This is a genomic window from Ruegeria lacuscaerulensis (assembly GCF_013033355.1).
In the GTDB taxonomy this organism is placed as follows: domain Bacteria; phylum Pseudomonadota; class Alphaproteobacteria; order Rhodobacterales; family Rhodobacteraceae; genus Ruegeria; species Ruegeria lacuscaerulensis_A.
In genome coordinates this window covers 1-25,114 of sequence record NZ_WQDY01000008.1, presented here as the reverse complement: position 1 = coordinate 25,114, position 25,114 = coordinate 1, and the positions used below count along the sequence as shown (strand labels likewise).

At 54.3% G+C, this 25,114-nt stretch carries 26 protein-coding genes; 17 read left to right on the top strand and 9 right to left on the bottom strand.

Going from position 1 to position 25,114, the window contains the following annotated elements; all coding sequences use genetic code 11:
• Positions 1–17 precede the first annotated feature (17 nt).
• Together GOW48_RS14350 and GOW48_RS14345 are read left to right on the top strand one after the other, a co-directional pair.
• Complete coding sequence (locus GOW48_RS14350; protein ID WP_170754777.1) at positions 18–398, top strand: hypothetical protein; 381 nt, start codon at positions 18–20, stop codon at positions 396–398.
• Complete coding sequence (locus GOW48_RS14345) at positions 395–1,612, top strand: HlyD family secretion protein (protein WP_170754818.1); 1,218 nt, start codon at positions 395–397, stop codon at positions 1,610–1,612. The genes GOW48_RS14350 and GOW48_RS14345 overlap by 4 nt, the downstream gene beginning before the upstream one ends.
• Before the next feature lie 342 nt (positions 1,613–1,954).
• On the opposite strand, the gene GOW48_RS14340 is transcribed toward GOW48_RS14345, so the two are convergent.
• Positions 1,955–2,452 (bottom strand): lactoylglutathione lyase family protein, encoded by a 498-nt coding sequence (locus GOW48_RS14340; RefSeq protein WP_170356644.1) that lies wholly within the window; start codon positions 2,450–2,452, stop codon positions 1,955–1,957.
• Between the two features lie 576 nt (positions 2,453–3,028).
• Here GOW48_RS14340 and GOW48_RS14335 point away from each other — a divergent pair.
• Both GOW48_RS14335 and GOW48_RS14330 read left to right on the top strand, forming a co-directional pair.
• Positions 3,029–3,487, top strand: coding sequence for a glutathione peroxidase (locus tag GOW48_RS14335; protein WP_170754816.1), 459 nt, complete (start codon positions 3,029–3,031; stop codon positions 3,485–3,487).
• 201 nt (positions 3,488–3,688) lie between these two features.
• On the top strand, positions 3,689–4,588 hold the full coding sequence (locus GOW48_RS14330) for a hypothetical protein (protein WP_170754814.1): 900 nt from the start codon (positions 3,689–3,691) through the stop codon (positions 4,586–4,588).
• 343 nt (positions 4,589–4,931) lie between these two features.
• On the opposite strand, the gene GOW48_RS14325 is transcribed toward GOW48_RS14330, so the two are convergent.
• From GOW48_RS14325 to GOW48_RS14315, 3 genes are read right to left on the bottom strand one after another with little or no spacing between them, the layout of a single operon-like run.
• Entirely contained in the window at positions 4,932–5,396 is a 465-nt protein-coding gene (locus GOW48_RS14325) for a CoA-binding protein (protein ID WP_170754812.1), read from the bottom strand.
• Positions 5,397–5,399: 3 nt separating this feature from the next.
• Positions 5,400–5,765, bottom strand: coding sequence for a 2Fe-2S iron-sulfur cluster-binding protein (locus tag GOW48_RS14320; protein WP_010437915.1), 366 nt, complete (start codon positions 5,763–5,765; stop codon positions 5,400–5,402).
• A complete protein-coding gene (locus tag GOW48_RS14315; RefSeq protein ID WP_170754810.1) occupies positions 5,762–7,117 on the bottom strand; it encodes a selenium-binding family protein in 1,356 nt (451 codons plus the stop codon). Before GOW48_RS14315 ends, GOW48_RS14320 begins: the two co-directional genes overlap by 4 nt.
• Before the next feature lie 70 nt (positions 7,118–7,187).
• Between GOW48_RS14315 and GOW48_RS14310 the strand changes: the two genes are divergently transcribed.
• Both GOW48_RS14310 and GOW48_RS14305 read left to right on the top strand, forming a co-directional pair.
• Positions 7,188–7,949, top strand: coding sequence for an IclR family transcriptional regulator (locus GOW48_RS14310; protein ID WP_170754808.1), 762 nt, complete (start codon positions 7,188–7,190; stop codon positions 7,947–7,949).
• A 96-nt stretch (positions 7,950–8,045) separates the two neighbouring features.
• Positions 8,046–8,399, top strand: a complete 354-nt coding sequence (locus tag GOW48_RS14305; RefSeq protein ID WP_170754806.1) for a putative quinol monooxygenase — start codon at positions 8,046–8,048, stop codon at positions 8,397–8,399.
• Positions 8,400–8,728: 329 nt separating this feature from the next.
• Here GOW48_RS14305 and GOW48_RS14300 read toward each other — a convergent pair whose 3' ends face one another.
• Positions 8,729–9,322: a TetR/AcrR family transcriptional regulator gene (locus GOW48_RS14300; protein WP_170754804.1), complete on the bottom strand. Its 594-nt coding sequence runs from the start codon at positions 9,320–9,322 to the stop codon at positions 8,729–8,731.
• A gap of 117 nt (positions 9,323–9,439) precedes the next feature.
• Between GOW48_RS14300 and GOW48_RS14295 the strand changes: the two genes are divergently transcribed.
• From GOW48_RS14295 to GOW48_RS14270, 6 genes are all read left to right on the top strand, one after another.
• Positions 9,440–9,817, top strand: coding sequence for a hypothetical protein (locus GOW48_RS14295; protein WP_170754802.1), 378 nt, complete (start codon positions 9,440–9,442; stop codon positions 9,815–9,817).
• Position 9,818: 1 nt separating this feature from the next.
• Positions 9,819–10,262: a GFA family protein gene (locus GOW48_RS14290; protein WP_170754800.1), complete on the top strand. Its 444-nt coding sequence runs from the start codon at positions 9,819–9,821 to the stop codon at positions 10,260–10,262.
• Positions 10,252–11,142: a haloalkane dehalogenase gene (locus tag GOW48_RS14285; protein WP_170754798.1), complete on the top strand. Its 891-nt coding sequence runs from the start codon at positions 10,252–10,254 to the stop codon at positions 11,140–11,142. The genes GOW48_RS14290 and GOW48_RS14285 overlap by 11 nt, the downstream gene beginning before the upstream one ends.
• A 122-nt stretch (positions 11,143–11,264) precedes the next feature.
• A complete protein-coding gene (locus GOW48_RS14280) occupies positions 11,265–12,215 on the top strand; it encodes an HlyD family secretion protein (RefSeq protein WP_234899512.1) in 951 nt (316 codons plus the stop codon).
• Positions 12,212–13,138: an ABC transporter ATP-binding protein gene (locus GOW48_RS14275; RefSeq protein WP_170754796.1), complete on the top strand. Its 927-nt coding sequence runs from the start codon at positions 12,212–12,214 to the stop codon at positions 13,136–13,138. Before GOW48_RS14280 ends, GOW48_RS14275 begins: the two co-directional genes overlap by 4 nt.
• Positions 13,135–14,280 (top strand): ABC transporter permease, encoded by a 1,146-nt coding sequence (locus tag GOW48_RS14270; protein WP_170754794.1) that lies wholly within the window; start codon positions 13,135–13,137, stop codon positions 14,278–14,280. The genes GOW48_RS14275 and GOW48_RS14270 overlap by 4 nt, the downstream gene beginning before the upstream one ends.
• A 939-nt stretch (positions 14,281–15,219) precedes the next feature.
• Here GOW48_RS14270 and GOW48_RS14265 read toward each other — a convergent pair.
• Complete coding sequence (locus GOW48_RS14265; protein ID WP_170754792.1) at positions 15,220–16,554, bottom strand: tetratricopeptide repeat protein; 1,335 nt, start codon at positions 16,552–16,554, stop codon at positions 15,220–15,222.
• Positions 16,555–16,653: 99 nt separating this feature from the next.
• Between GOW48_RS14265 and GOW48_RS14260 the strand changes: the two genes are divergently transcribed.
• The 4 genes from GOW48_RS14260 to GOW48_RS14245 all read left to right on the top strand — a co-directional run bounded on the left by GOW48_RS14260 (position 16,654) and on the right by GOW48_RS14245 (position 20,378).
• Positions 16,654–16,887, top strand: a complete 234-nt coding sequence (locus GOW48_RS14260; RefSeq protein WP_170754791.1) for a hypothetical protein — start codon at positions 16,654–16,656, stop codon at positions 16,885–16,887.
• 10 nt (positions 16,888–16,897) lie between these two features.
• Positions 16,898–18,370, top strand: a complete 1,473-nt coding sequence (gntH, locus tag GOW48_RS14255) for a guanitoxin biosynthesis MBL fold metallo-hydrolase GntH (RefSeq protein WP_170754789.1) — start codon at positions 16,898–16,900, stop codon at positions 18,368–18,370.
• A gap of 4 nt (positions 18,371–18,374) precedes the next feature.
• Entirely contained in the window at positions 18,375–19,355 is a 981-nt protein-coding gene (locus GOW48_RS14250; protein WP_170754787.1) for a CobW family GTP-binding protein, read from the top strand.
• A 183-nt stretch (positions 19,356–19,538) separates the two neighbouring features.
• The gene (locus tag GOW48_RS14245; protein ID WP_170754785.1) at positions 19,539–20,378 is read left to right on the top strand and encodes a hypothetical protein; all 840 of its coding nucleotides are present in this window, start codon (positions 19,539–19,541) and stop codon (positions 20,376–20,378) included.
• Positions 20,379–20,997: 619 nt separating this feature from the next.
• On the opposite strand, the gene GOW48_RS14240 is transcribed toward GOW48_RS14245, so the two are convergent.
• The 3 genes from GOW48_RS14240 to GOW48_RS14230 are packed head-to-tail and all read right to left on the bottom strand — an operon-like array spanning position 20,998 to position 23,411.
• On the bottom strand, positions 20,998–21,729 hold the full coding sequence (locus GOW48_RS14240; protein ID WP_170355770.1) for an amino acid ABC transporter ATP-binding protein: 732 nt from the start codon (positions 21,727–21,729) through the stop codon (positions 20,998–21,000).
• Complete coding sequence (locus tag GOW48_RS14235) at positions 21,726–22,586, bottom strand: amino acid ABC transporter permease (protein ID WP_170754784.1); 861 nt, start codon at positions 22,584–22,586, stop codon at positions 21,726–21,728. Before GOW48_RS14235 ends, GOW48_RS14240 begins: the two co-directional genes overlap by 4 nt.
• Positions 22,587–23,411 carry an ABC transporter substrate-binding protein gene (locus tag GOW48_RS14230; RefSeq protein ID WP_414478918.1) on the bottom strand — a complete coding sequence of 275 codons (825 nt, stop codon included), beginning with the start codon at positions 23,409–23,411 and terminating at the stop codon, positions 22,587–22,589. It lies immediately after the preceding gene.
• Between the two features lie 326 nt (positions 23,412–23,737).
• Here GOW48_RS14230 and GOW48_RS14225 point away from each other — a divergent pair, with 326 nt between their 5' ends.
• On the top strand, positions 23,738–24,772 hold the full coding sequence (locus GOW48_RS14225; RefSeq protein ID WP_170754779.1) for an IS110 family RNA-guided transposase: 1,035 nt from the start codon (positions 23,738–23,740) through the stop codon (positions 24,770–24,772).
• Positions 24,773–25,114 lie beyond the last annotated feature (342 nt).

Genomic DNA, 25,114 nt, shown 5'->3' with positions numbered 1-25,114 from the left:
ACAAAAGGACCTGAAACATGAAACCACCCGCGTTCCTGATGGCGCCCATACTAGGGCTCATCTCAACTCCTGCCTTTGCCGCTGGCGGCGATCCCAGATGGTGGGTCGCGCCCAATCAAACCGATACCTATGCATGGGTAGGCTTGATCGTTCTCGCCCTTGCGATACTGCTGGTCGTGCACCTGTATGCGCGCTTTGAACGCTATACCGAACACAAATCAATCGGCACTCCGCTGCGGACAACTATTCCGACGATGCTGACCGTGGCATTGGCGTATGAGCTGATGCCTGCACTCAGCCACTTTAGCAGCCTGCTGCCGGGCGCCCTGATCCTGACCGCAATCGCTCGCGACTTCATGCTGTGGTGGCGCCCATCGAAAGAGGAGATGGTGAAGTGATCGAACTTCTCGTCACATCTTTTCCGTTTGTCCTGCGCGTGATCTATCTGAAATGGCGCGGGATGCCCGTAACGCTCTACAACGTTCACCGTGCCGTCTTTATGTGGTTTGTACTGGCCCTGATCGTCTTTTTTGCCGTGTTCTACTACTATCCCAAATCTTACACCGGCCTTGTTCCGTTCCGGACTGTACCTGTCGTGGCCGAGAATGGTGGGACCGTCACGGACGTCTTCGTAAAGGGCGGAGACCATGTGCAGCCTGGTGATCCGCTGTTCGCTGTCGAGAACGCGTCTGAACAGGCCGCGGTTGATTTCGCGCAGCGCAAAGTCGAGGAAATCGAAAGCGCGAAACTGGCGGCCGAGTTGCAAGTCGAAACGGCACAGGCCGTTCTGGACGCGGCGCTCACCGCCAGAGAACAGGCAAAACTCGTTCTGTTGGATCACCGCGCTTTGCAGGCCAAAGCATCTGCCGCGTTTCAGGTAAGCCAGTTGGAACGCGCCCAGGCGACTTTGGATACGCGTGAGGCAGAGGTTGAAGCCGCTGAGACACAATTGGGCGTAGCGCAAGTTCAGGCGAACGCCGTTTTGCCAGCCCAGCTTGCGTCAGCGCGTGCATCGCTGAAACAGGCCCAGGTGGAACTGTCCAAGACGTTGACGCTCAGCTCGGTGGACGGTGTAGTCGAGCAGGTCACGCTCAACGTTGGATCGCGTGCCGCTCAGGCGGCCATGAGCCCAGCCATGCTGATCGTCCCTGACCGCAAAGACGCCGAGCGTGGACGTATCGTGGCTGGGTTCTCGCAGGTATCCCACACTGAGTTGTACGAAGGCATGGCGGCGGAAGTTGCCTGTGAAAGTAACTTCAACATCTCGATGCGCAATACGGTTCTTCCAGCAAGGATCGTGCGTATTCAAGACTCGATCTCTTCCGGCCAGCTTGCGCCCAGCGGTCGCCTGATTGAGCCCAGCGAAAAGGCAAAACGGGGTCAGATCGTCGTTCATCTGGACCTCGTACACCCAGAGCACCGGGAGCTTTTGGTGCCCGGCAGCGGCTGTATCGTTCAATCCTACACCACCAATTTTGAAGGTGACATGGAAGGAACACTTGTTGCGCATGGGATCCAGGCACTGGGTATCATCAAGGCGGTTGGTCTGCGGGTCAAAGCTTGGTTCGGCCTGACTTCGGGTATCGGCTTGATCGGTGGTGGACACGCCTGAATTTCGAAAGACCCACCTATTCAGCAAACACGGCTCCCGATAAATGTAGGGAGCCGTTTCTGCTGTGTGCGGGCATGCCACATGCCAAAAGAAAGCGGGTTGAATAACGGTTTCCTGCCGCACAGAGAACAGTTCGATGGGGCGCTCACGCAGTCTTTTGCAGCAGAATGACAGCTAAGTACATTAGCCCGAAATGTCAGCTTCGTCCGCAAAGCGGTCGTTGAAGCGAATTGAAACTAGCGACCACTCAGACCTCAAAGCAGTCGCTCAAAAACTCAAGACACGCTGCAACGCAGAGAACGGTTATTTGGAGTCAAAGCAGCCTTCAAATTGAACCGTTTCTCAATTGTAAGCACCGGACGAATACGTCAATTCGTAGGAATGGCTGTACAGTTCGAACACAATACCGAATGGATCTTCTACATAGACCATCCGGTAAGGTTTATCGCCCGGGTAATAGTAACGAATGGGCATCCGCTGCTTTCCCCCCGCTGCTACGATTTTTTTCACCAGACCTTCCACGTCGGGATCTTGGATGCAAAAGTGAAATGTCCCATTGCGCCGGTAGTCTATATTGTTTTCTGGCGCATAATTCCCGTCGAACTCGAAAATTTCAATCCCAACACGGTCCGCAGTCGCCATGTGAGCTATGCGCAGTTTTTTCCATTCTGGTCCAAAGACATCCGTGCACATTACACCAATATCGCTATCATCCTCCAGAACGTCCGTTGGCGGCATGATGACGTAGAAGCCAAATACCTCGGAATAAAATTTTACTGCTTCATCCACGTCCGGCACAGAAAGACCTATGTGAGAAAAGGATCGAGGCGTGTGCGACATTGTTGTTCCCTTCAACTGTTGTGGACCAAGGATCAGTTTCAACAAAATGATCTGCAAGTAGAAGTTTACTTAACAACAGAAAAGTCAAATTGAGTTTGCCAAATTCACGACCATTGCAGGCAAATTGATTGACCCTTCAGCGTTGATCCACGGGTAGCTATCTGACAGGTATCGAAAGCGACCAAGTCAGCAATGCAGGCGTTGTTTAGCCTGCAGAAAACGTCTTTTTCTTTATTGCGTCTAAAGCCCGCCTTAGCGCGGAAGTTCAAAGTGAAGAGGTGCAAATTACAGTATTGCGCTTCTCAAAGTGCCGAATGCATTCCAAGTTCTGATTTGATTATTTGCCTCCTAGCGACGACCGATTTTAAATACATTTGGATAAAGCCATTTTGACGTTGCCACTGAGGAACAAGATAATTTTTGATCATGGGCCTGAATCGAGCTTTCGAACGTCCCCAATTTTCTATCTCTGAGTTGCGACCGCCGGCAGTCGCACGCGACCCGCGCGCTATGTCCACAAAATGAAATCCGTCCGCATTGTTCTTCCGTATCCAACTATGAAAATGGAGGCGTGGAATGTTTCGGATAACTGTGCTTTGCGGCTTTCTCTTGCCAGGCGAACACGTTCGCGCCCTTGAACTTGACGCGAAGTTTGACTCGATCGACGGGGGAACCTTGTCTTTGTCAGATTGGAATGGTCAACCGGTTCTAGTCGTCAGTACGGCATCCCAATGCGCGTTCAACCGTCAATACCAGGGGCTTCGAGACCTTTATGATCGGTATCGCAACCTGGGACTGGTTGTCGCCGCGGTCCCTTCGGATGACTTCAAGCAAGAACTGATAACCAACGACGAAGTGCGCGATTTCTGCGAACTGCAATACCGTACCGATTTTCCAATGAGCGTGATAACACACGTGACTGGCCCTGACGCTCACCCTTTCTTCCGGTCCTTGAAAGAGGAAGAAGGATTCGCGCCAAGGTGGAATTTCAACAAGGTCTTGATTGGCCCCGGTGGTACAGTTGTCGAAACATAAGGCTCGATCATTGATCCGCTTTCGGCGTCCGTTACGAACGAGATCGAGGAACTCCTGCCATGAAAAACCGCTCCAGCCGGATCACACTGCCCATTCATCATAAAGCGCAAGCACCCAGATGATTGTGCGGGTATAGGACTTGAACCGCTCGTCCAGCAATGGCATCCCAAAAGGAAACCAGTCTCACGTGGAAAATGTCAGATGAAAAACCTTCTTCTAACGTGCTGCTTTGGATTTGTTTTTCTTGGGTTCACTTCGCTTCCGTCGGCCGCCCAGCCTCAGTTAGGCTGGGCGTATCAGGTTGATGGGCTTGCCGCGTTTCAAGGGGATGCGGATTTGAGTGGCGGCGGCAAGTTCTCTGCAAGTCGAGCGTTTCTACGTACTACCGCACTTTACAAACTAGAAGGCGGAAGCAGCGTTGGGCTTTCCACCAGCTTTGGCAAGCTGGATTACAATTTCAGCCAATCTAACAACCAGCCTTGGGAAAACATCCGGGACCTTCGCGTAGCTGTTCCTGTCCGGTTTCGTGTGGGGGATACAACAACGGTTTTTGTTTCGCCACAGATCAGGTGGGACTACCAAAGCGGGGCCTCTTCATCTGACGGTAGAACCTACGGTGTTTTTGCAGGTATTGCATGGCAACTGAACGAGCGCCTAACGATAGGCCCAGCCTTTGGTGCGTTTTCCGAATTAGACGAAAGCGGTACTGATTTTTTTCCGGCTCTGCTTATCGACTGGGACATAAATGAACGCTGGAATTTGAACACTGGCTCTGGTGTCGGAGCAACGCAAGGTCCCGGGTTGTCGCTGAGCTACGCTCTAAATGAGGCTATCGACCTTTCGTTAACCGCACGATCAGAGAGAATTCGTTTCAGGTTGGATGGGGATGGCCTCGCCCCGGATGGGGTGGGTGAAGATAAGAGTATCCCTGTAGTTCTTTCTCTTCGGTACAATCCGAATCCTGGAGTTTCATTGAGCGTATTTGCGGGCGCAGAATTTGATGGCCGCCTGACTTTAGATGATGCGAATGGAGCAGAAATCAGTCGGCAAAGCTATGACACTGCGCCGTTGGTTGGGCTGGTGTTTAGGGTCAGGTTCTGATCACGGCATCGAGCCAGTTTGCCATATGTGTGCGGAGGTTTTCTCGCGGCTGAGTCTGAACCACCACTTTGTTCGCAAAGCGAAAGTTGGCTGCTACTTCTTTGAATGACTACTCTGCGGACAAAGCTGCCGTTCGCCGTTGCGCGGCGCTGGGACGTAGCCTGAATACCCGGTTCGCGGACAAGGTGGCCGTTGGTTCCATAAACAAAACGGCCGTTCTTGGGTTTAGAGTATGCGGTTTTCGTAAAGCGGGCAGGATTACGTGTCTTCTCTTCCGAAAGCACAATATCTCAATTGGCACCCTTATTGGATGCTGAGGAGGTCGCTACCAATCGAATTTCCATCATATCTTTAGGTCCAGGCGCGGCTTCCAAAACGGGCGGAAGAGTTCAATCTTGGGGCATCGGTTCATCACGACTTTAAGGCCCGCCGCTTCGGCGAGTTGCGCTGCTTTGTCGTCGTACACACCGATTTGACCCCAAAGAACTTTTGCCCCGATTGCGATAGCCTTCTCGGCAAAGGCATAAAACTCTTCCTTCGGGCGAAAAACGTCTACCATATCAACATGTTTGTCGATCTCTTCCAGCGAGTGGTAGACCTTGAGCCCTCTAATTTCCGAAACATTCGGGTTAGGATTCACCGGTAGAATATCATAGCCGATTTCACTCAGCTGTCGCAGAACGCCATAGCTGAATTTCGTTTTGTCTGCGCTAGCCCCCACCATTGCAATGGTTTTAACCGACTGCAGGATGTCTGCGAGGTATTTGGGGTCGTAATCGTAGATGCGGTCGATATCTGCTTCGGGCATCGGTTAACCTTCCTTCGGCGTCGCAATGTCAGCCTTGAGTTCGTGGGGTTTGAGAGGGTCGAGAAACGGATTGCGGTACAGCTTGTCATGGCTCTCGACCCCGATCTCAAGCGTGATGTCGGATGTCGGACGCGCCACGCAAAGGATCACATAGCCGTTCGCGATTTGCCGATTATTCAGCGCAACCTGTCGGCGTTGATCGATCGCGCCAGTCTGTAGTTTTGCCGCGCAGGTAATGCAGCCGCCATACTTGCACCCAAAAGGCAAGTCCACGCCCTGTTCTCTCAGCGTTTCCAGAAGTGGACGCCGCGCATCCACACAGTATTGCGCGCCATCTCTGTTCGCGATCGTCACGGTATACATAGTCATAGCCAGATGTCGCTTGTGCAATCACCGCCTGGATACCGGCTCTCGTGACAGCGCGATGGACCATTCGGTTCTTTGCCAAAGTTCACAATGAAATCCTCGTTGATCTTCATACCGCCGTTTTCAGGGTCGCAATCGATCATCACCATAACCCCACCCTTTTCGCGGATCTCGGGATAGAACTGGTTATCCCAAGTCGAGAACAGCGAGGTCGTGACATAAAGCCTTCGCCCGTCGAGAGAGAGCTGGAACATTTGCGGACCACCCGCTACCTCAACCCCGTTAACGATCGGAGCTTTACCCAAAAGGCCCCCCATAAACACTTGGCCGGTCAGCTTGGGATTATGCGGGTCGGTGATGTCATACTGGCGCATATCTCCATGCAGCCAATTGTTCAGGTACAAATATTTGTCGTCCATCGAGATCAGGATCGCCGACATAACCCCCGGCAACGGGATCGGCCATTCGGGGTGCATCTCGTTTTCCACGTCGATGATCTTTTCCCACCGCCACTTTTTACCATCGTCTTGCCACCAATGGATCACATTGGTCGAAAGAGCTGCGCCACAGAACCCATGCGTGCTGTCGGGGTCATGGTGGAACTTGACTTCCAGTGGCAACAGTCCGTCTTCACCCAAATAGAAGCTTTCGACCGGTTCGCGCTTTTCAAAATCCCAAAAATGCAGCTCCCGCCCATATTTCAGATGGCCCACTTCTTCCAGATCGAAGCCTGGCATGAAGGTATTGGGCGCAGCCCATTCGGAACTGACCATCACGTTGTGGCGCGGTTGGTACCAGAAATCGTAGCCAAACTTGATATCGCCCATCGAGGTTTCCCAGCGACCGACGATGTTGAACTCTTTGTCGAGATGCAGATAGCCTCCAGGAGCCTCACCCTTGGCATTTCCAAGGAAGGAAATGATGATTTCCGAGCCCAAACAGTGCACCGTATGCGGGCCCGATAGATCTGCCTTGGCCTTGATCTCGGCCCCATCGATGACCTTATGCAACCGCGGCGCACGCGGGTCAGTGGCTGTATCAACGATGTGAAGGTTGTTAGAGCGTACGCCCGGCAAGATCAGGTATTTGCGGGACATTGAGCCGTCGTCGTGACAGGACGAACAGGCGTTCCACCCCATGTGGTGAAGCTCGTCCCCAATCTCTGGCATTTCCAGCCTATGGATTACCTGGGAATAGGTCGGGCTGTCAGGGTTGACATCCACTGTAGCAAGGTAATCAGGTTTCTGGATCCCTGTCCCAGTGTAGATGGCGATCGTGTAGAGTAGTTTTTCTCGGGGGGCTTTGATGGCTTCTTGCGGACTCTTGAAGCCCGGCCCACAGCATTGTCCATCCATCGAGTGCTCCTCCCTTGATTCCCTAAAATGTATCGTATATCGAAAATTTAGTTATCATAAAGTGAGAAAAATGCATCTCGAACGATTAGCGCTGATTTTGGAAATCGTGGGCCAAAAAGGACGTGCGTCCGTAGCGGATATCTGCGCCCAGTCCGATATACCTAAACCGACGGCCTACAGGCTGGTACAAGACCTTGTTTTGTCTGGCCTCCTTGAATCACCAACCCGCGGTGAGTTCGCGATTGGGATTAGGCTAAAGCGTATCACGTTGAGCGATCACTCTGATCCCGCTCTTTTGCAAGTGATTGCGCCTGTCCTCTCTGGTGCCGCGAATGACTACGGCGCTGCGTTTTTCTTGTCTCGGCTACGGGGCCATTGGGTTGAGATTATTCATGTGGAGACACCGCAGACGGGCGTGTCTTTTCTTCATCCAGGTATGGGCAAACGACCAATGCACGCGTGCTCTTGCGCCAAGGCAATCGCCGCCGTGTCGCCTGAGCTGCTGTCTCAAGACCGATTGGATGGGCAGCTTAAGCGGTACACAGATCACACGATTACAGACCCTAAGGATCTGGCCGCGGAACTCGATGTCATTCGAGCAAAAGGGTATGCCGAATGTGTTGAAGAGCTCGAGCGCGGGATCAGTTCTGTCGCAACAACGCTGACTAAGACAGGTGTTGGTGCAACGCTTTCAATCGGCGCTACGGCGTCTCTTCGGGTGTTTACACCTTCGAAGCGAGAAAAGATTGGGCATACACTTACCACAATGTCACACGAACTTGCACGCGCGCTAGGATGGGGTGAAGCAGATAAAGAAAGGATACCCGCTTAGGTTCATGGGTATCGCAGTGCTGTAGGTTAACGCCATTCTGCAGGACAGGTGTGTTTTGCGACCTTCGCTGCTTTTAGGTCAATGAGGGAGACAAATATGGACGATGCAATGTTTGGCGGATTCTTCGTGATCAACGTAAAGCCCGAGTTTCGGCAGTCCTTTTTGGAGGCCAGCATCTTCCAAGCGCAAAATGTTGTCAGTGAAGAACCCGAAGTTTTCCAGCTTCAAATTATGGTGGATGAGGCAAATCCAAATCGTTTCTATTTCTACGAAGTGTTCAGGAACGAAGCTGCAGTTCAGGATTATTGGGACTCTGAAACTTTCAACAACTGGTTAGACACAGTCCATAAGATGCTGGATGGCGAGATTGAACTTGTTGCCAGGATGCGCTCGCTTTTTCCGACGCCAAAAGGTTTCGAGGCGCAAAAAGCAAGCCTGCTACTATGGTAAAATTGACCGACGCTTGAAGCTATCGCCGGTGCGAGAAAATTATGGATTTTGGTGCTGGTCCGCGTTGGGCTCGAAACAGTCTTTTGCTGTGTAGTGCATCAATTACCGCAGCGCGGGGCAAAGCTGCGGATAAGTCAGTTCGTTAGGATTTGTGATGACGGCCCAAACCTGCCGTTGAGCAAGTTGCGCGCGCGGCACTACGGCTTCACCATCGCGGTCACTCAACAGCCAACCAGAATACAGCAGGGGCAGTCCACCATCCAGAAATTCGCTGCAGGCGCGCAGTTCTTACGCCACAAGAGGTTAGGCGCGCCTGTACGTTGGATAACTTACTGGTTTTTCCATCCTTCAATCAGACCGACCGCCGCCTCGGCGTAGCTCCGCGGAAACTGATCCGAGGTTCGAGCTTTCATGATCGTATGAAGGCCCAGCAAAAGACCGATCAGCACCCGTGCGGCCTCATCCGGATCGACCTCGGAACGGATGGCCCCGTCAGCCTTTGCTCGCCTCAGTATCGTCGCGAACCGTCCCTCCAGTGCGGTCAGGTACCGCTCGATTCGCGCGTTGACCTCTGGGTCAGAGCGATCGAATGAACTGATCGAATTAAAGGCAAGACACCCGGCATCCTCAATCTTTGGCATCCGCTGGGTTGACGCGATGCCCCGGAACCAACCAGCCAGATCATCCAGCGAATAGGTTTCGGGATCAGGGAAATGTCGGGCCTCGGCATTGTCCAGATAAGTATCAAGAGTCTTTAGGAAAAACTTCTCCTTCCCACCATAGGTGGTTTGAAGCGTGAACCGGGTCAGCCCCGTCTCCTGCTCAAGCTCCCGCGTGCTGGCACCGTGGTATCCACGCCGCCAGAACAGGTCCAGCGCCCCTGCCACCGCACTGTCGTGATCCGTCTTGCGTTTGCGCGCCACAGATTTCTCCTTGCCTTTTCTATCCGCATGGATAGTAATTTTTTCCTATCCACATGGATAGCATCGTAGGCGCGCGGCGGCAAATACCGTGCGACCCAGCTGAAACGGAGACCTGTCATGACCGCCATTGACCCGACAACCGGGGCCACAAAGCCCGTCACTTTGCGCGTGATCTTCATCCTGAACGCGCTGAAAATCCTGCTGGCCTTTGGCTTCTTCGCCGCCTTCAAGTTCTACGGCCTGCAGGTCGGAGAGCTGGTCGGCCCACAGGCCGCCAGCCTGATGCTCTATACGATGCTGGGGTACATGGTGACGTTCGCCTGCATTGTCGCGTCGATCATCAGACGCAGTATGGTCGGTGTCCGCTCGGCGATTGCTGTTGATTTTTTGGTCTCGATCCCGGCCACCGCGGTCATCGGCTGTGTCATCGCTATCATCAGCATGGGCCTGACATTCACCACATCTGTCGGCGCGTATTTTGCGTATCGTAGCTAGGATGAGCACTTCGACGGTTCACCAGAACAAGATCGAGGGGCAATGTGTCTGCGGCGCAGTGCGCTATCGAGTGCAGGACGACATGGTCGCCTTCAAACTCTGCTATTGCAACTTTTGCAAGAAGGCCTCGGGCTCGGCCCATGTTGCGAAGGCGTTCAACTCGCCCGACCGGCTCGAATGGCTGGAAGGCCAAGAGCAATTTACATCTTTCGATGTGCCCAATTCCCAAGTTCGTCGGGTGTTTTGCCGAAACTGCGGGACGACGCTGCCATTCGAGACTCGGAACGGCAAATTCCTGGCTGTCCCCTTGGCAGCCTGTCACGCCCGCCGTCCCAACCCGCTAAAGCGATTGTCGGCTGGGCGTCCCGCCCCGCATGGTATGACGAGGCGCTGGGTTTGGTCGAAGAAACGCACAATGCTGAAAGGGCGGCTCAATGAATACTGAACAAGAGATCTCACCCCACTTCCCGTTTGAATCGAAGTATGTCGAGGTGGATGGGCAGCGCATCCACTATGTCGACGAAGGCGAAGGCGCGCCCGTTCTATTTCTGCACGGCAATCCGACCTCATCCTATCTTTGGCGCAACATCATCCTCTATGCCGCCCGGCAGAACCGCGCTATCGCAATGGATCTGATCGGTATGGGCAAGTCGGATAAGCCGGATATACCCTACCGCTTTATCGACCACGTTCCCTACGTTGACGGGTTCATCAAGGCGTTGAGGCTGAAGGACGTGACGCTCGTCATTCATGATTGGGGCTCCGCATTGGGGTTCCATCATGCGCACCGGCATCCTGACAACATACGCGGCATTGCCTTCATGGAAGGTGTCGTGCGTCCAATGACCTGGGCCGGATTTCCGCCAGATTTCCGCGCCGGGTTTCGCATGATGCGGACGCCCGGTCTTGGGTGGCTGATGATCTCGGGGCTGAATATGTTCGTCGAAAAAATTCTGCCAAGTGCCATCGTGCGTGATCTGACACCGCAAGAAATGTCGCAGTATCGTGCGCCTTTTCCCACAGCGCGCAGCCGCAAGCCGGTTCGTGCGTGGCCTTGCGAAATTCCGATCGATGGTACGCCTTCTGACGTTCATGAGATCGTCAGCGCCTATAGCCGCTGGCTGGGTGACACAGAAACCCCGATGCTGATGTTCCACGCCACGCCCGGAGGCACCATCGGGCTTAAAGAGGTCGAATGGTGCCGTCAGACCATCCAGAATCTGGAAGTGGTGGATATCGGGAAAGGTATTCATTTCCTGCAGGAGGATAACCCCCATCTGATCGGAGAAAAACTGGAGGAGTGGTTGGCACGACTGCCCACATAAACCAGTGCTGCGACGTGTAGCGGTTGAACCGTATACATAAATCGGATTTCCTGATTGTATGCTTTGACAATTATCCAGCGCGTTCAAAGGCCAAGCACCGGAGGGAAACACTGTTGAATCTGATGATCCCGATACCCTTGATACTGGCGGCTGTACTGCCCGCCTTTCTGGACCGGTGCTCCGGGTCCGATACCAGCGTTGCTTTGGGTGTATTGGCGCGCGACCGGGTGGCCTTGACCGCGACGGCCAGCGAAGTCGTCGTCGAATTACCGGTTGCAGAGGGAACTGTGGTCAAGGCAGGCGACACGCTGGTTCAGCTTGACCCCACCCTGCAAAGCGCAAAGCTGGCACTGGCGCAGGCTGAGCTGGAAAAGGCGCAGGCCACGCTTCTGAAACTGCAGGTGGGGCCGCGTGAGGAGGAGATTGCGATAGCCGAAGCTAAAGTCGCGGGCGCTGTTGCACGCCTTGCCGATGCCGAAGCCATTTATGACCGAAACGCCAGACTGGTCGAGAACTCGGTCGTGACCGAAGCGCAGGTGGCAAATGATCTGGCCCTGCGCGATTCTGCGCGGGCAGAACTGGCCAGCGCTCAGCAATCGCTGAAAGAGCTGCAGAACGGCACCCGCCCCGAAGACCTTGCGGTTGCCGAAGCCAACGTACGGGCCGCCGAAGCGATGGTTTCCGCCGAGCAAACCGTTTTGGACGACTTGATGGTTACAGCTACCCGCGACGGCGTGCTGGATTCCCTGCCGTGGAATTTGGGCGAACGCGTAACATCCGGTAGCCCGGTGGCCGTGATTGTCACGGGCCAGACGCCTTACGCGCGCGTCTATGTTCCGGAGCCGCATCGCGTCAATCTGAAACCCGGCGACACGCTGGAAGTGCGCGTTGACGGGCTAGCCGATCCGTTGGACGGCGTTATCCGCTGGATAAGCGACGACGCGTCTTTCACGCCATATTACGGATTGAACCAGGATGACCGAACCCGGCTTGTCTATTTGGCCGAGATTGACCTGCCCACTGCAACACCGGACCTGCCCGCCGGTGTGCCAGTGCAGGTTCCCATGCCATGAACGATGTCGTCGTCTCAACGCAGGGTTTGACCCGTCGGTTTGGGGAAAACACCGCAGTCAACAATCTGGACCTTGAGATCAGAACCGGCCAGATTTACGGGTTTCTCGGCCCCAATGGCTGCGGCAAGACCACGACCATGCGGATGCTGACCGGCTTGCTGACCCCCAGTCGTGGGGCGATCTCGGTATTGGGTAGGTCGATGCCCGAGGCAGCAGAGCCGCTTAAGAACGAGATCGGCTATATGACCCAAATTTTCTCGTATTACCGCGACCTGACAGTGCTGGAAAACCTCCGCTTCGCAGCGGAAATCTATGGCATTCCAGCGAAATCGGCCGCAAGCCGGATCGACGAGCTGCTACATACCTACGACCTGACGACGAACGTCCATCAGCTCAGTGGCAGCATGAGCGGCGGACAACGACAAAAGCTGGCGCTTGCGGCCACTGTGATGCACCGACCGAAACTGCTGTTTCTGGACGAACCGACCTCGGCCGTTGATCCCGAAACCCGCCGCACCTTCTGGGAGCAACTGTTCGATCTGGTCGATCAGGGCGCGACCATGATTGTATCCACTCATTTCATGGACGAGGCAGAGCGTTGCCACCGGCTGGCAATCCTGCAGCATGGCGTCAAAAAGGCAGACGGGTCTCCGCGTCAGTTGATGGATGATTTACAGGCCGATGTTGTCGAAGTTGAGGGTCCCGACCTGCGAAAGGTCAAACACGCGTTGGACGGCAAGCCCAAGGTGCTTTCGACAGCACAAGTGGGTTCGCGGCTGCGTGTGCTTGTCGACAAGTCCGAGACTCAGCCTGCGGAAATGCTGCAAAAGCAGCTTTCTGGGTTTTCGGACCTGTCGCTTACGCCGCAACGCCCAAATCTGGAAGACGTCTTCGTCAGTGCAACACGGGAGCAAGAACCGTGATCTCTGCGCGCCGCATAGTCGCCGTGCTAAAGAAAGAACTGTTGCAACTGCGGCGGGACCGGATGACTTTCGCCATGGTCATCATGATCCCGCTAATCCAACTGCTGTTGTTTGGCTACGCGATCAACACTAACCTGCGTCACGTGCCTGTCGCGCTGGTAGATGAATCCAGAACCGAGCTGTCTCGCACGCTGGCGCAAATCGTTCAGGCCACGCAGGTCGTCACCATCACCGAAGAACTGACCACCCCTCAAGAAGCCGAGCGCGCGATCACCGAATCCCGCGTACGTGCCGCGCTGATCATACCTCAAGACGTCAGCCAACGCCTTGCCCGCAGCCCGTCCTTAGGGCTGAGCCTGCCCAACGCAACGGTTCAGACCAGCAGCCGGCCTGTAGCCCATTGGATCGTAGATGGCTCAGACACGATGGTCGCCAGCGCAATTAAATCTCTGCGAACGATGCCCTTAACCGAATTGCTGAAACAGCCTCCAAACCGGCAAGTACCCACGTTCGAAGTCACGCTCTACTTCAACCCTGAACAGCGATCGGCGGTGAATATCGTGCCGGGCCTTGTTGGAGTCATACTGACTATGACGATGATCCTGTTCACCTCGGCCGCCATTGTCCGCGAGCGCGAGCGCGGCAATATGGAGATGCTTATCAACACCCCGATCAAATCGATCGAACTGATGATTGGCAAAATCGTCCCCTACATCTTTCTGGGTTTGATACAGGTCGCAATTATCCTTGGCCTTGGCCACTTCCTGTTCGACGTTCCGATCAATGGCGGGCTGGGCGTTTTGCTGGTGGTGACATTGCTGTTCATCATTGCCAGCCTGTCACTTGGACTGGTGATCTCTACACTTGCGCAGAATCAATTGCAGTCGATGCAGATGACCATCTTCGTCCTACTTCCCTCGATCCTTATGTCGGGTTTCATGTTCCCTTTCGACGGCATGCCAAAACCCGTCCAGGTGATTGCTCAGATCCTGCCGGCAACCCATTTCATGGACATGATCCGCGGCGTGGTCCTTCGTGACGCCTCACTCTACGAGTTGCGCTGGGCCATTCTCTGGATGATCGGATTTGCGGTATTCGGATTGTTGGCGGCCACTCTAAGATTCAAGAAACGGTTGGGTTGAAGACGGCTAGGCGCGGAATACTTAGAAAATAGACTTCTGTTACGACCTGTACCCAAGACATTGCAAAGTCAGCTTTCTGCGCACTGCTGCGATTGGGGCATCGCTCGGCATCGGTCAAAGTGGGCTCGGTGCAGACATCCGACTAGTTCTGTCGAATGACTACTTTGTGTCGGTTACCAACCCCTGCCCAATCAATGGATCAGCTTCTGCAGTGTCTTGTCTGTTCGGATCAATTCATTGATGGTCTTGCGCAGTTCCTCAGCTTCTCTGGACCTTTGTCCATGTCTCCAGGACGGATGGTCAGGTCCTGATGCATGCCCGCCGCCTGCACCATGAACTCGGCAAACGCGCCAGCCTCGAACCGCCGGAGCTTTGCACCGCTTGCCGGTGGACTGTGCCGTTGCTGTGCTCTTGGGTGCATCATTGATGTCTTTTCGTAGGATTCATGAGGTTGTCGTCACTTTTTGTCGTCCGACCGCCCCCGTTTTGGACATTGCCTACGATACTTTTGAAAAGCAACGTGTTGTGGCGGAAAAAGTAACGGCGCAGCCTGCTCCGCCGCACTTTTTTAGGGCCAGCTGGATTTGGACGAGCCAAACGCCTCTGGCCATCAGGGGTAAGGTGCTGGATAAAGGAAGTGAGGCGAAAATGGTAAGGTTCTGTCGCTTGTGGCAGAAATATGTGTCGCCTGACAAATCACTATGGAGCGTCACTAATTTCTGACTCAATCGACGCACAAAAACCCAATAAATGGGGAAATCACGTCATTCAATTCTGACCCAAACGTCAAGCATTTCTGACCCAATAACGATTGCAGCCATTCATTGACGTTGCGGCTAAGGTCTGCTGAGAGCCCACTTTGGCCGGTGCTGCGCGTTGCCCAATGATAGCAATGCGTAGAAAGCAGACTTTGCGTCGACAACCATGCGACGCGTTTCATCAGTATCTGATCAGAGTATCCACTATCGCTTGCCGCGTTGCGTCATCATTCTGGAAAATCCTGCCGGCGAGAAACTCAGATGGAAACTCCGGCCACGTTTTGCGCATTTCGGTGATAAGTCGCTGAGCTTCTTCGGCATGTCCCAACTGATCCTGCGCAACGGCTTGGAACAGGAGAGAAGGAGCACTCACAGGCGCACCGGCTGCGGGCGCTCCTTTAAAGGCGTCTACTACCTTTTCGTATTTCCCGAGCATCAGTTGCGATACACCCCAGATGTTTCGCGCGCCAAAGCGGCCCGATCCTGACCTTGATCTTTCTGGATCGCTAACCTCAGCCGCAAGTTTTGGGGCACCCGCCATGATGGCGGTGATGCCGACAAGATCCAGAATATGACCATCATTCGGCGCAAGCTCGACCGACATTCTTGCGTATTTCATAGCTTCGACTGGTTTGTTTTGGATGACCAATACCCAACCATTTGCACCGTTTGCCCACGCATCAGTGGGAGATAGATCAAGCGCTTTTCTCGACATCTCGGAAGCTTGGCTAAAGAGGTCATCTCTCTGTGCATTATCAGGGGACAGCATGGCCAAAGTCGCCAGGACCTGTGCCGATCCGGCATAACCGTCCGAGAGTGCGGGGTCGAGCTCCGCGGCATGCTGAAACATTCCCAGTGCTATTTGCTGGCGTTTGACGTCAAAAACAGGAAAAAACATTCCTCGGGCCTGATCCGCAAGATTAGCCGCTTGAAGCCTTGTCAAAGACTGCTCGCCAAGAGCAGTTCGCTCAGCCTGTTCGATGGATTGAGTTGTGGGCAAGACCACCTTGTTATCCCGAGTGAACCAAAAGCCTGTCACCACAATCAACGCCAAGCAACCCAGCCCAAGTGGCAGCACTTGCTGTAGACGTCGATGCCCGCCAAGCAATTCGCTGTCCTGAGCATTTGAGTTGTCGCTTCTTGTCGTACTTCCTTGCGAAAACCGTGGCTTGTATCCGCCGGAATCAACAAAAATTCGAACTCCCTGACCGTCCCATTGATCTTCATAAAACTCATTTAGCAGTCGTCGCAGCCGTCTGGCTTCGACGCGGACAAGGTTTCGACCACCAGTGCCATCAATACTCCGACCGTAGACTTCGACCGCGATTGCTTTGCCACGAATCTGAGCACCACGACCGGCAAGAGTTTCTTCGACCACGTAAGAAAGAAACTGCTGAAGTCGAGGCGAAGCTTGGAACGCGACGCTGGAAACAACGCTCTGAAGTGCCTGTCGGACAAGCTCCGGCGATGGCGGTGCAACATCTTGATCTATCGGCAATTCATTAGCTTGGTTCAAAGCAAACTCACCCCCAACTCACGGTGACTCACTTGGCGCATGTCGTCAACCGCACTCATCTTGATGTGAGAATAGATAGTGGGAACCGGGGATTATCCAGTGACTTGGGAACTGAGTGACGATCTTCCAGAACTTTCCGATGCGCTTTCAGGGCGTATCGGAACGGATGCGTTGCTCAGCGAGGCAATTGAAGACCTAAAGAAAGTTACTGCGCTGTTGGATGACACATCGATCACAGCCTCAGAGCGCGCGGAATGGGCCCACATCAGATCCGAACTCGTGAACGAGCTTCGCCGGATGGTGAAGCGCAACCTTCGTAGCATTTCCAACTAAGGGCACAGCCATGACAAAAGAAGACAACGGCAAAGAACTTAAGCACGAACAAATCCAGAAATCTGACGACATCGAAAACCCCGCCCGGCGACACGTTATGCAGGGACTGGCAGCAGGTGCGGTCGCAACCGGCGCCATAAGCTACGGTACAGGAACTGCACAGGCGCACCCCGGTGATGGACCACTGGGCGAAAGCCTAAAGAACCCTTACGGCGGTCGGCCTGCCGGGGGCATCACTCTGCCAGAGTATTTCCGCCCTACTAAATACATGACAGGTTCGAATGCGAACTATTTCCCGCTGTCCGAGGACCTCGGGCCCGACGAAATGCGGATATCGTTCTGTGGTTCCACCCCATTTCCGCCTCGCGAAGATCAGGCTGGCACCTGTATCATGGTCGAACTGGGTAACGGAAAGAGGTTTTTCTTCGACTTCGGCTCGGGCTGCGTCCGCAACATTATCGGGATGCAAGTTCCTGGTCAGTTGATCAACGACATATTCATTACGCACCTGCATGTCGATCACTATGCCGACATCCCTTACATCTACCCGTTTCGGGCTTGGTCTGGTGGCTACACGCCGCTGCGCATTCACGGCCCCTCTGGTCGGACGCCAGAGCTTGGTACAGCCGGAATGGTGAAAGGCATGCAGCAGATGCTCAAATGGCATCTTGAGGCCTTCGATGTGTTCCCGATTGGGGACGGCTACGAGATCGAAGTTAACGAATTCGATTTCCGCCAAGAAGGCGGCATTGTTTATGACCAAGATGGCGTGACTGTTCGGTCCTGGCCTCGTAGCCACGCCAAAGACGGTGCAGTCGGGTATCGGCTGGATTGGAACGGACTGAGCTTTGTTTGGACCGGCGACGGCCGCCCCGATGAACTGAGTCTTGAATACGGGAAAGGCGTCGATGTGTTTGTGACCGAAATGTCCGGACAGGATATCGGTCAGTTGATGACCTACAAGTACGGTCTGCCGCAAGAGCTGTTCAACTATACAATCGATACGCACCATACCTCTCACTACGCTGTTGGTAAGATGATGGCCGAGGCGCGCCCACGGCTTGCAATGGTGACCCACTATACGCAAGACGAGGATATCGATGCCGAAATGCTGGCAGGAATCCGAGCCCATTATGATGGGCTGTTCGCCTGGGGGTTGGACGTCGCCGTCGTCAACGTAACCAAGGATGCAATCTGGTATCGGAAGGCGACGCTTCCCGGAAAATCTGGTTCGGTCGCGCCCTTCCGCGAACTGGGTAAAATGGAAGCAGAAGGCAAGATCACGTTGCCGGATGAAATCAAGCCGCCTGCGCCGCGGTCGTCACGTGCCGAACAGCAAGACCAGAAATACCGGGACATGGAGATCGATCCTAAAGAATACTATCCAGCTGACGTATTCCGCGCTCCCGATCCCGAGTGGCCCAGCGATTTCGTGATCAAGGTCGATGACGTCATTCCAAACCGCAAGAAGAAGGCGGAGTAACGACATGATCGAATTTGGGTCGTCATCCGCAATCCCTGTAACGATCCTTACCGGCTTTCTCGGAGCCGGTAAGACAACGCTTTTGAACCGCATCCTGACCGGCAATCACGGGTTGCGGGTTGCGGTTCTGGTGAATGACTTTGGATCAATAAACGTAGACGCCGACTTGGTCGTCGGTCTCGAAGATGATGTGATGAGTTTGGCAAATGGCTGCGTGTGCTGCTCGATCCGAGATGACCTGATCGAAACGGTAGAGGCTGTTCTCGCCCGGCCTGAGAAACCGGAATACATCGTCCTTGAAGCAAGCGGAGTGTCGGACCCGTCATCAATTGCAATGACATTCACCGATCAAAAGTTTCGGGACATGATCCGGTTAGACAGCCTCATGTGCCTGGTCGATGCGGAACAGCTCTTTTCTGCGCCAGAACAAATGGAACTGAAGCTCCGTCAGATCGCGTTCTCGGACATGGTTATTTTGAACAAGGTCGACCTCGTCGACAGGGCGGCCGTTCAAAGGGTGCACGATTGGCTCGGGTCTCGCTTCCGTCGATATCGTCTGGTCGAAGCTGTCAACGCAGACGTCCCACTGGATATACTTCTTTCCGTTGGTCGCTTCGCCGCCGAACAGCTAGAAACAGAAGTACCCGATCATCACGAGCATGGACCGGATTGTGGTTGCCACCACTCTGATCATTCGGACAGCTTCTCAACAACTATGATGAAAGCTGAAAGCCCGATAAGCTTGTCTTCTCTTCGGAGTGCAATTCGAAAGCTTCCCGGCGACGTTTATCGCCTCAAGGGCTTTGTTTTTAGCGAGGAGGATCCGGATCATCGCATTCTTGTACAGGTAGTCGGAAAACGCATGGACATCGCAAGGGATGGCGCATGGGGCCACCGAAAACCCGAAACAAGGCTTGTTGCAATAGGCGCACCCGGAGCTCTTTCGGATTACGAGCTTTCCGATGCGTTGTTAGCAAGCGCATAGCGGCAAGTTCGACAAAACTTGTTTGCGTGTTTTTCTTGAATTCCAACACGTAACAGCTCGAAAGCCCACAGCGCTGAGGACCAAAAGTGGAGAAATACCCTATTGCTTAAGCAGTTTAGGAAATGGAGCCAAGCGATCAGATTGCTTGCACTTGCCACTGCGATTGCCCTGTCGGGAACGGCTGTGCGCGCGCAGGACGTTTCAAGTCGAGAACTTGAAGACACAACCCCAAACCTCGGATTGCCGAGTTCAGCTGGAGGACAAGATGCCGAGTTGCTTTCTGCGTTCCACGGGCTCGAGGCGTTGCCCCGAGTAGCAAATCTCATTTGCAGAGGTTCTAGGGGCAAAGATGGGATGCCTGTTGTTTTTTCTGCCGAGGTAGATCTGGAAACTTTGCAAGCTGGCGACTTCAGAGTCGTAACAAAATCAGGCCAGATCGGAACAATGCATTGCGCATCAGTATTGCCTGCCACCGATCCCGGTGAATTGCGCACGGTGCTTCTCATCGGGGATTTTGGGAACGCTTCCGAGGATCCACCGGTTCAAGTCGAGGTTATTGGACACCTTCATTCCATCGATGGAACACTTGATTTTCGAGGTGCCACTGTAGCCGTGACTCCGCTGGAAGACGGGCCGTCAATGATCTTTGCCGAGGTTGTTGAAGATTGGACTTTGGTCGGAAACTTGGGGCCACGCCGAACCAGAGGAAGCCTTTGTCCAAGTGACAACATCGTACAGGCCATTCGGGTAACTTGGGCGGGTGGCGTCACGCTGGCGAACGGCAAGGAACCTGGCGATGCGGAACGTGATCTGTACAGGATCATCGTAGAGGCCGAGGATGGATCTCAACGCATAGTAACTCCCGCGGCGCTTGCCGATCTGGGTGACGGGGACAATAACCACATGCTCTGCCTTGATACAAAGGATCGATCCATCTCGGTTTCCTTTCCCGCTGGCATTTTCACGGATCCGAATGATGACCTAAACCCAGAAACCAGCGTATTAGTTTCAAAACCCAATTAACAAACTGCTTTAAGGTTTGTTCGAATGGACTTTTTAGCCGAAAATGCCCGGCCGGGCCGGTTGCAGGTATTGCAGCGCTAAATGCGGATGAACGAACTTGTTCGCCTCTCGGACATTGCAAACTCGGTTTTGAAGGTCCGCTTTGGGCTGACTGCGGTCCTTTGAAGCAATACTGCGGATGTCTGCAAAGTCCCGCGAAGCAGACATTGAACAGAGTTGCGACGAATGACCGTTCTGCGGACTTAGCTGCCATCAGTATTTGCCCGAAGCCAATTTTTTGGAGTTGCAACACTTGCTCAAGGCGAACATCTGTGCTGCCTACGATGCACGAATGAATTTTTTCAAGATTTCTTGGATTCGCTGGAGCAACCCCTCAAACTTATTTGGTGCAGGCTACCCGAACAAATCGGTCCGCCTCGCATTTGTTTCTCTTGGTGCAATCGCCTTCAGAATTTCTACCGCTCTCATAGACACATATTGGTGGATTTGTTGACCAACCCTCCGGCGTTGCTACACTCCACCGCTGTGGTTGCCGCACCGTTGGTGGCTGAAACTGCCACATCAAGGAAGAAAGTTCCTGCAGATAGTTTTGCCATATATTCAGGAACTAAAAGAAACGTCAGAGTACGCGCGCAAGGAATGCCTTGGTGCGCGCTTCTTGCGGTGAGGCGAAGAGCTCCTCGGGTGGCCCCTGCTCCAAGATTCGGCCTGCATCAAGAAAACACACCTTATCTGCCAGTTCCCGGGCAAAGCCCATCTCATGCGTGGCAAGCACCATCGTCATACCCTGCTGCCGCAGATCACGTAATACGTCGAGAACCTCGCCCACCAGTTCAGGATCAAGTGCGCTTGTGATCTCGTCAAAGAGCATGATCTGAGGGTCCATTGCCAGCGCTCGGATGATCGCCACGCGTTGCTGTTGCCCACCTGACAGTTGGTCGGGATAATGCTCCATCCGGTCGCTAAGCCCAAAGCGTGAGAAAAGCTGAGCTACCCTGGGGCGCAAATCCTCTCGGCTCAGGCCTCGCACGCGGCGCGGGGCGAGCATGACGTTCTCTGCCGCAGTCATGTGCGGAAAGAGGTTGTAGCTTTGGAAGACAATGCCGATCTCTTGGCGCACTGGCTGTGGGTCTAAGCCCGGCTCGGATATGTCCCTCCCATCCAGCCAGATCGTCCCATCATCGATAGGTTCCAGCAGATTCATGCAACGCAAAAGGGTGGACTTGCCCGAGCCCGAAGCGCCGATCAGACACACCATCTCGCCCTCGGCCACATCGAGATCAATGCCCTTGCAAACTTCGTGATCATCGAACCGCTTGCGGATACCCCGTAACGACAACTTCGGCTTCATCTGCGTGCCCGGTTCTGCTTGTTCATCAAGTAATCCGCATATCGCGTCGCGGGAACGGTCAGCGCCAGGAAGATGAGTGCCGCGCCTACATAAGGCGTAAAGTTCGCGTAAAGTGACTTGTAGACTCCGGCCTGACGGAAAATCTCTACCGGACCGATGAAAGACAAAAGTGCCACATCCTTCTGCAAGGCGATGAACAAGTTCATATTGGCGGGCACCACGTTTCGAATGGCTTGCGGCAACACAACAAAGCGCATTGTGTCTTGATCGCTCAGACCCAATGAGACGGCGGCGGAACGCTGCGACTGGTGGATCGAGTCGATGCCAGAGCGAATAACCTCAGCGACATAGGCTGAGTAGACCAATACCAGCGCCAAGGTCCCCCAGATATAGGGGCTGTTCCAAGGCCTTGGCAGGCCCAGCCCGGGCACGCCGAACCCGATGATGTAGATGACAAGAACCACCGGCAGGCCACGAAAGATGTCTGTGTAGGCAATCCCAAACAGGCGAAGTGGAAAAAGCGCGGGTGCACGGGTGTCCCTGCAGAGTGCGATAGCGAGGCCGGTGATTGCGATGAGCGGGGCCGACCACGCAAAAATCATCACGTTCAACAGAAATGCATCAAGCAGCCCAGGAAACGTCGCTACAAAGACACGGCCATTGAAGAAGGCACGCTGCACAGCATCCCAACCGGGTGAGAGCGGAACTAGAACGACAATGGCCAGCACCACGCTAATGGTAGAGATCAGCGCGATGCGGTTCGAGCGTCGACGCACTCCGGCTTCATAGACCTCGCGGCGCGTTGGCGCTGCGGCAGACCGCTTGGCCGGTCTGTTCTGCACCGATGTTTCGTCCATTTATTCAATGACCGGAACACCTGTGGCCTCTGCCAGCCACTGGGTCTCGATCGCGGCAAGTTCACCGCTTTCGGTCAGTTCCGAGATAGCAGCGTCGACACACTCCTTAAGCGGGTTGCCCTCTTCCATCAGAAGGCCGAATTGGTCGGGGCTATCTGATTGCTCCGGCGGGAATTGGCCCAGCAGCACACCGCCTTCTACAACCACTGCCGACAGATAGAGTGCTGTGGGTAAATCATAAAGAGCAGCGTCGATCTGACCGGCCATGATTGCAGCATTCACGTCGGCATTGTCGTTATAAAGTAACGGGTCACTTGCTGGCTGAATCACATCGTTGAGAATTGGAAGCGCAGTGGTGGTGGCCACGGCCCCCCAATTCAATCCCTTGAGACTATCCAGCGTCGCCTCGGCCCCAGCATCGACCACATTTTGGGTTGTCAACACCGCCATGGCAGAGCTGTAGTATGGCAGACTGAAATCAATCATTTCCTCCCGTTCGGGGGTAATTGAGTACTGCTGGATGTTAAAGTCAAAGTTCTTTGCACCCGGTTGTATCGCTTCATCAAAGCTCGTGCGTACCCAAGTGACATTGTCCGAACTGAATCCCATTTTATCAGCGATGGCATAGGCTACCGCAGCTTCGAACCCCTCGCCGTTTTCGGGCGCGTCGTCCATTACCCACGGATAGTAGGCTGGGTTGCCTGTGGCGATGGTCAGAGTTCCTTCTACAAGGGTCTTGTCCGCCGCGCAGGCCCCATGGCCCGCGGCGTGTGCCGTCGTCGCAGAGACAATCAAGGCCAGAGCTGTGCCGGAAAGCAGTTTCATCAAAGCGTCTCCCTGTTTTCTGATTGGCGACAGGTTCCTACGGGTGAAGAGATTTGTCTAGTGTGAGGACAAGTTGGATAGCCATCCAAAAAGCCATGACCGCTTGTCGACGCCAAAGTAACAGAGATCTCCCGACTGCTTTGGGCTCAAGGCAGACATTCGATACACTCGGCATGAGGAACCGTTTTGCGGGACACTGCTGCCATCCGCATTTTTTTCTCCAAAGGACCGCAGTCAGCCCAAAGCATGCGTAATTGGGCTGACCCTGATCAGAGGTCGAGCTCCCAATATGATCACAGGAGATCAGTGTACATGGGAGATTTCGAATGGAGTTTTTTGCGGGCTTGGATGTTTCACTGCGGTCCTGCGCGATCTGTGTTGTCGACAGCAAGGGCGCGGTTCTGCATGAGCGAGAACTGCCTCGTGAGATTGAGGAGATAGCTGGATATCTGACTGCGCTTCGCTTTCCGATTGCGCGCGTTGGCTTTGAATCCGGTACGTTAAGCCAGCATCTCTACTACGGTTTGAAGGCAGAAGGGTTTGAAGTTGTCTGCATGGAAGCGCGCCAGGTGAGTGCCGCCCTATCGGCGATGCGTAACAAGACGGATCGGAACGATGCTCGTGGAATTGCCCAGATCCTGCGGACGGGTTGGTTCAGCCCCATTCATATCAAGAGCCGAGAGGCGCACGGGGTTCGGGCGCTTCTGAGCACGCGGAAAGCCTTGCTGAGCAAGACCATTGATCTGGCCAACGAGGTGCGCGGTCTTTTGAAGATCTTCGGTATCCGTCTGCCCAAAACGGTGCAGCACGGCAGCTTTGACCAAACGGTTCGGCCGATGGTCGAGATAGACGAGGTGTTGGCCCATGCCTTGCTGCCACTGCTCGACACCCGATTGGCTCTTTATCAGCACTGTCTGGAACTGGACCGACGGGTCAAACGTGCGGCCCGCCAGGATGAAGTGTGCATGCGCCTGATGACGGTCCCCGGTGTAGGCCCGATTACGGCATTGACCTTCAAGGCTGCCGTCGATGATCCCACGCGCTTCAAACGGTCTCGCACCGTGGCCGCACACTTTGGCTTGACGCCCCGAAGATACCAATCCGGTGAGCAAGATAATCCCGGTCGAATATCCAAAGCCTGGGATCGAGACGTGAGGGCAACTCTCTATGCTGCTGCCAACGCCTTGCTGATGCGAACCATGGCCGGATCGCAGAACAAGTCATGGGGGATGCGATTGATGCGAACCAAGGGGCGTCGCCGTGCGGGCGTCGCCGTTGCACGCAAACTGGCCGTTCTGCTCCACCGCATGTGGGCAGATGGCACCGAGTTCCGTTCAGAAAAGGTGGAGGGCATGGCATGACCTAAAGCCAAACACCAAAACCGAGCGGGATCGTCCTCACCGGACGAGGTTCGTGGATGAAGCCGAAAATGTCTGCTGCGCAACGAGAAGCGCGTCCCCAAGCCAGGTTCTCCACAACCAATCCGACACATGCGTGCAGCGATGCCCCACCCGGCATCACCCAGACTGCGAAGAGAAGCGTGACCCGGATGAGAGACAATGATCCCGACCAAAGAAGGAAAACGAGCTTGACCCAAACGCCCAATTAGAGAAGCGGACATTCGTAACAGGACTTTGTAATTTCCGGGACCGACTGTAGGTGCGCTCATAACGCTGCATTCCCAACATTGATTTCATTGAAGA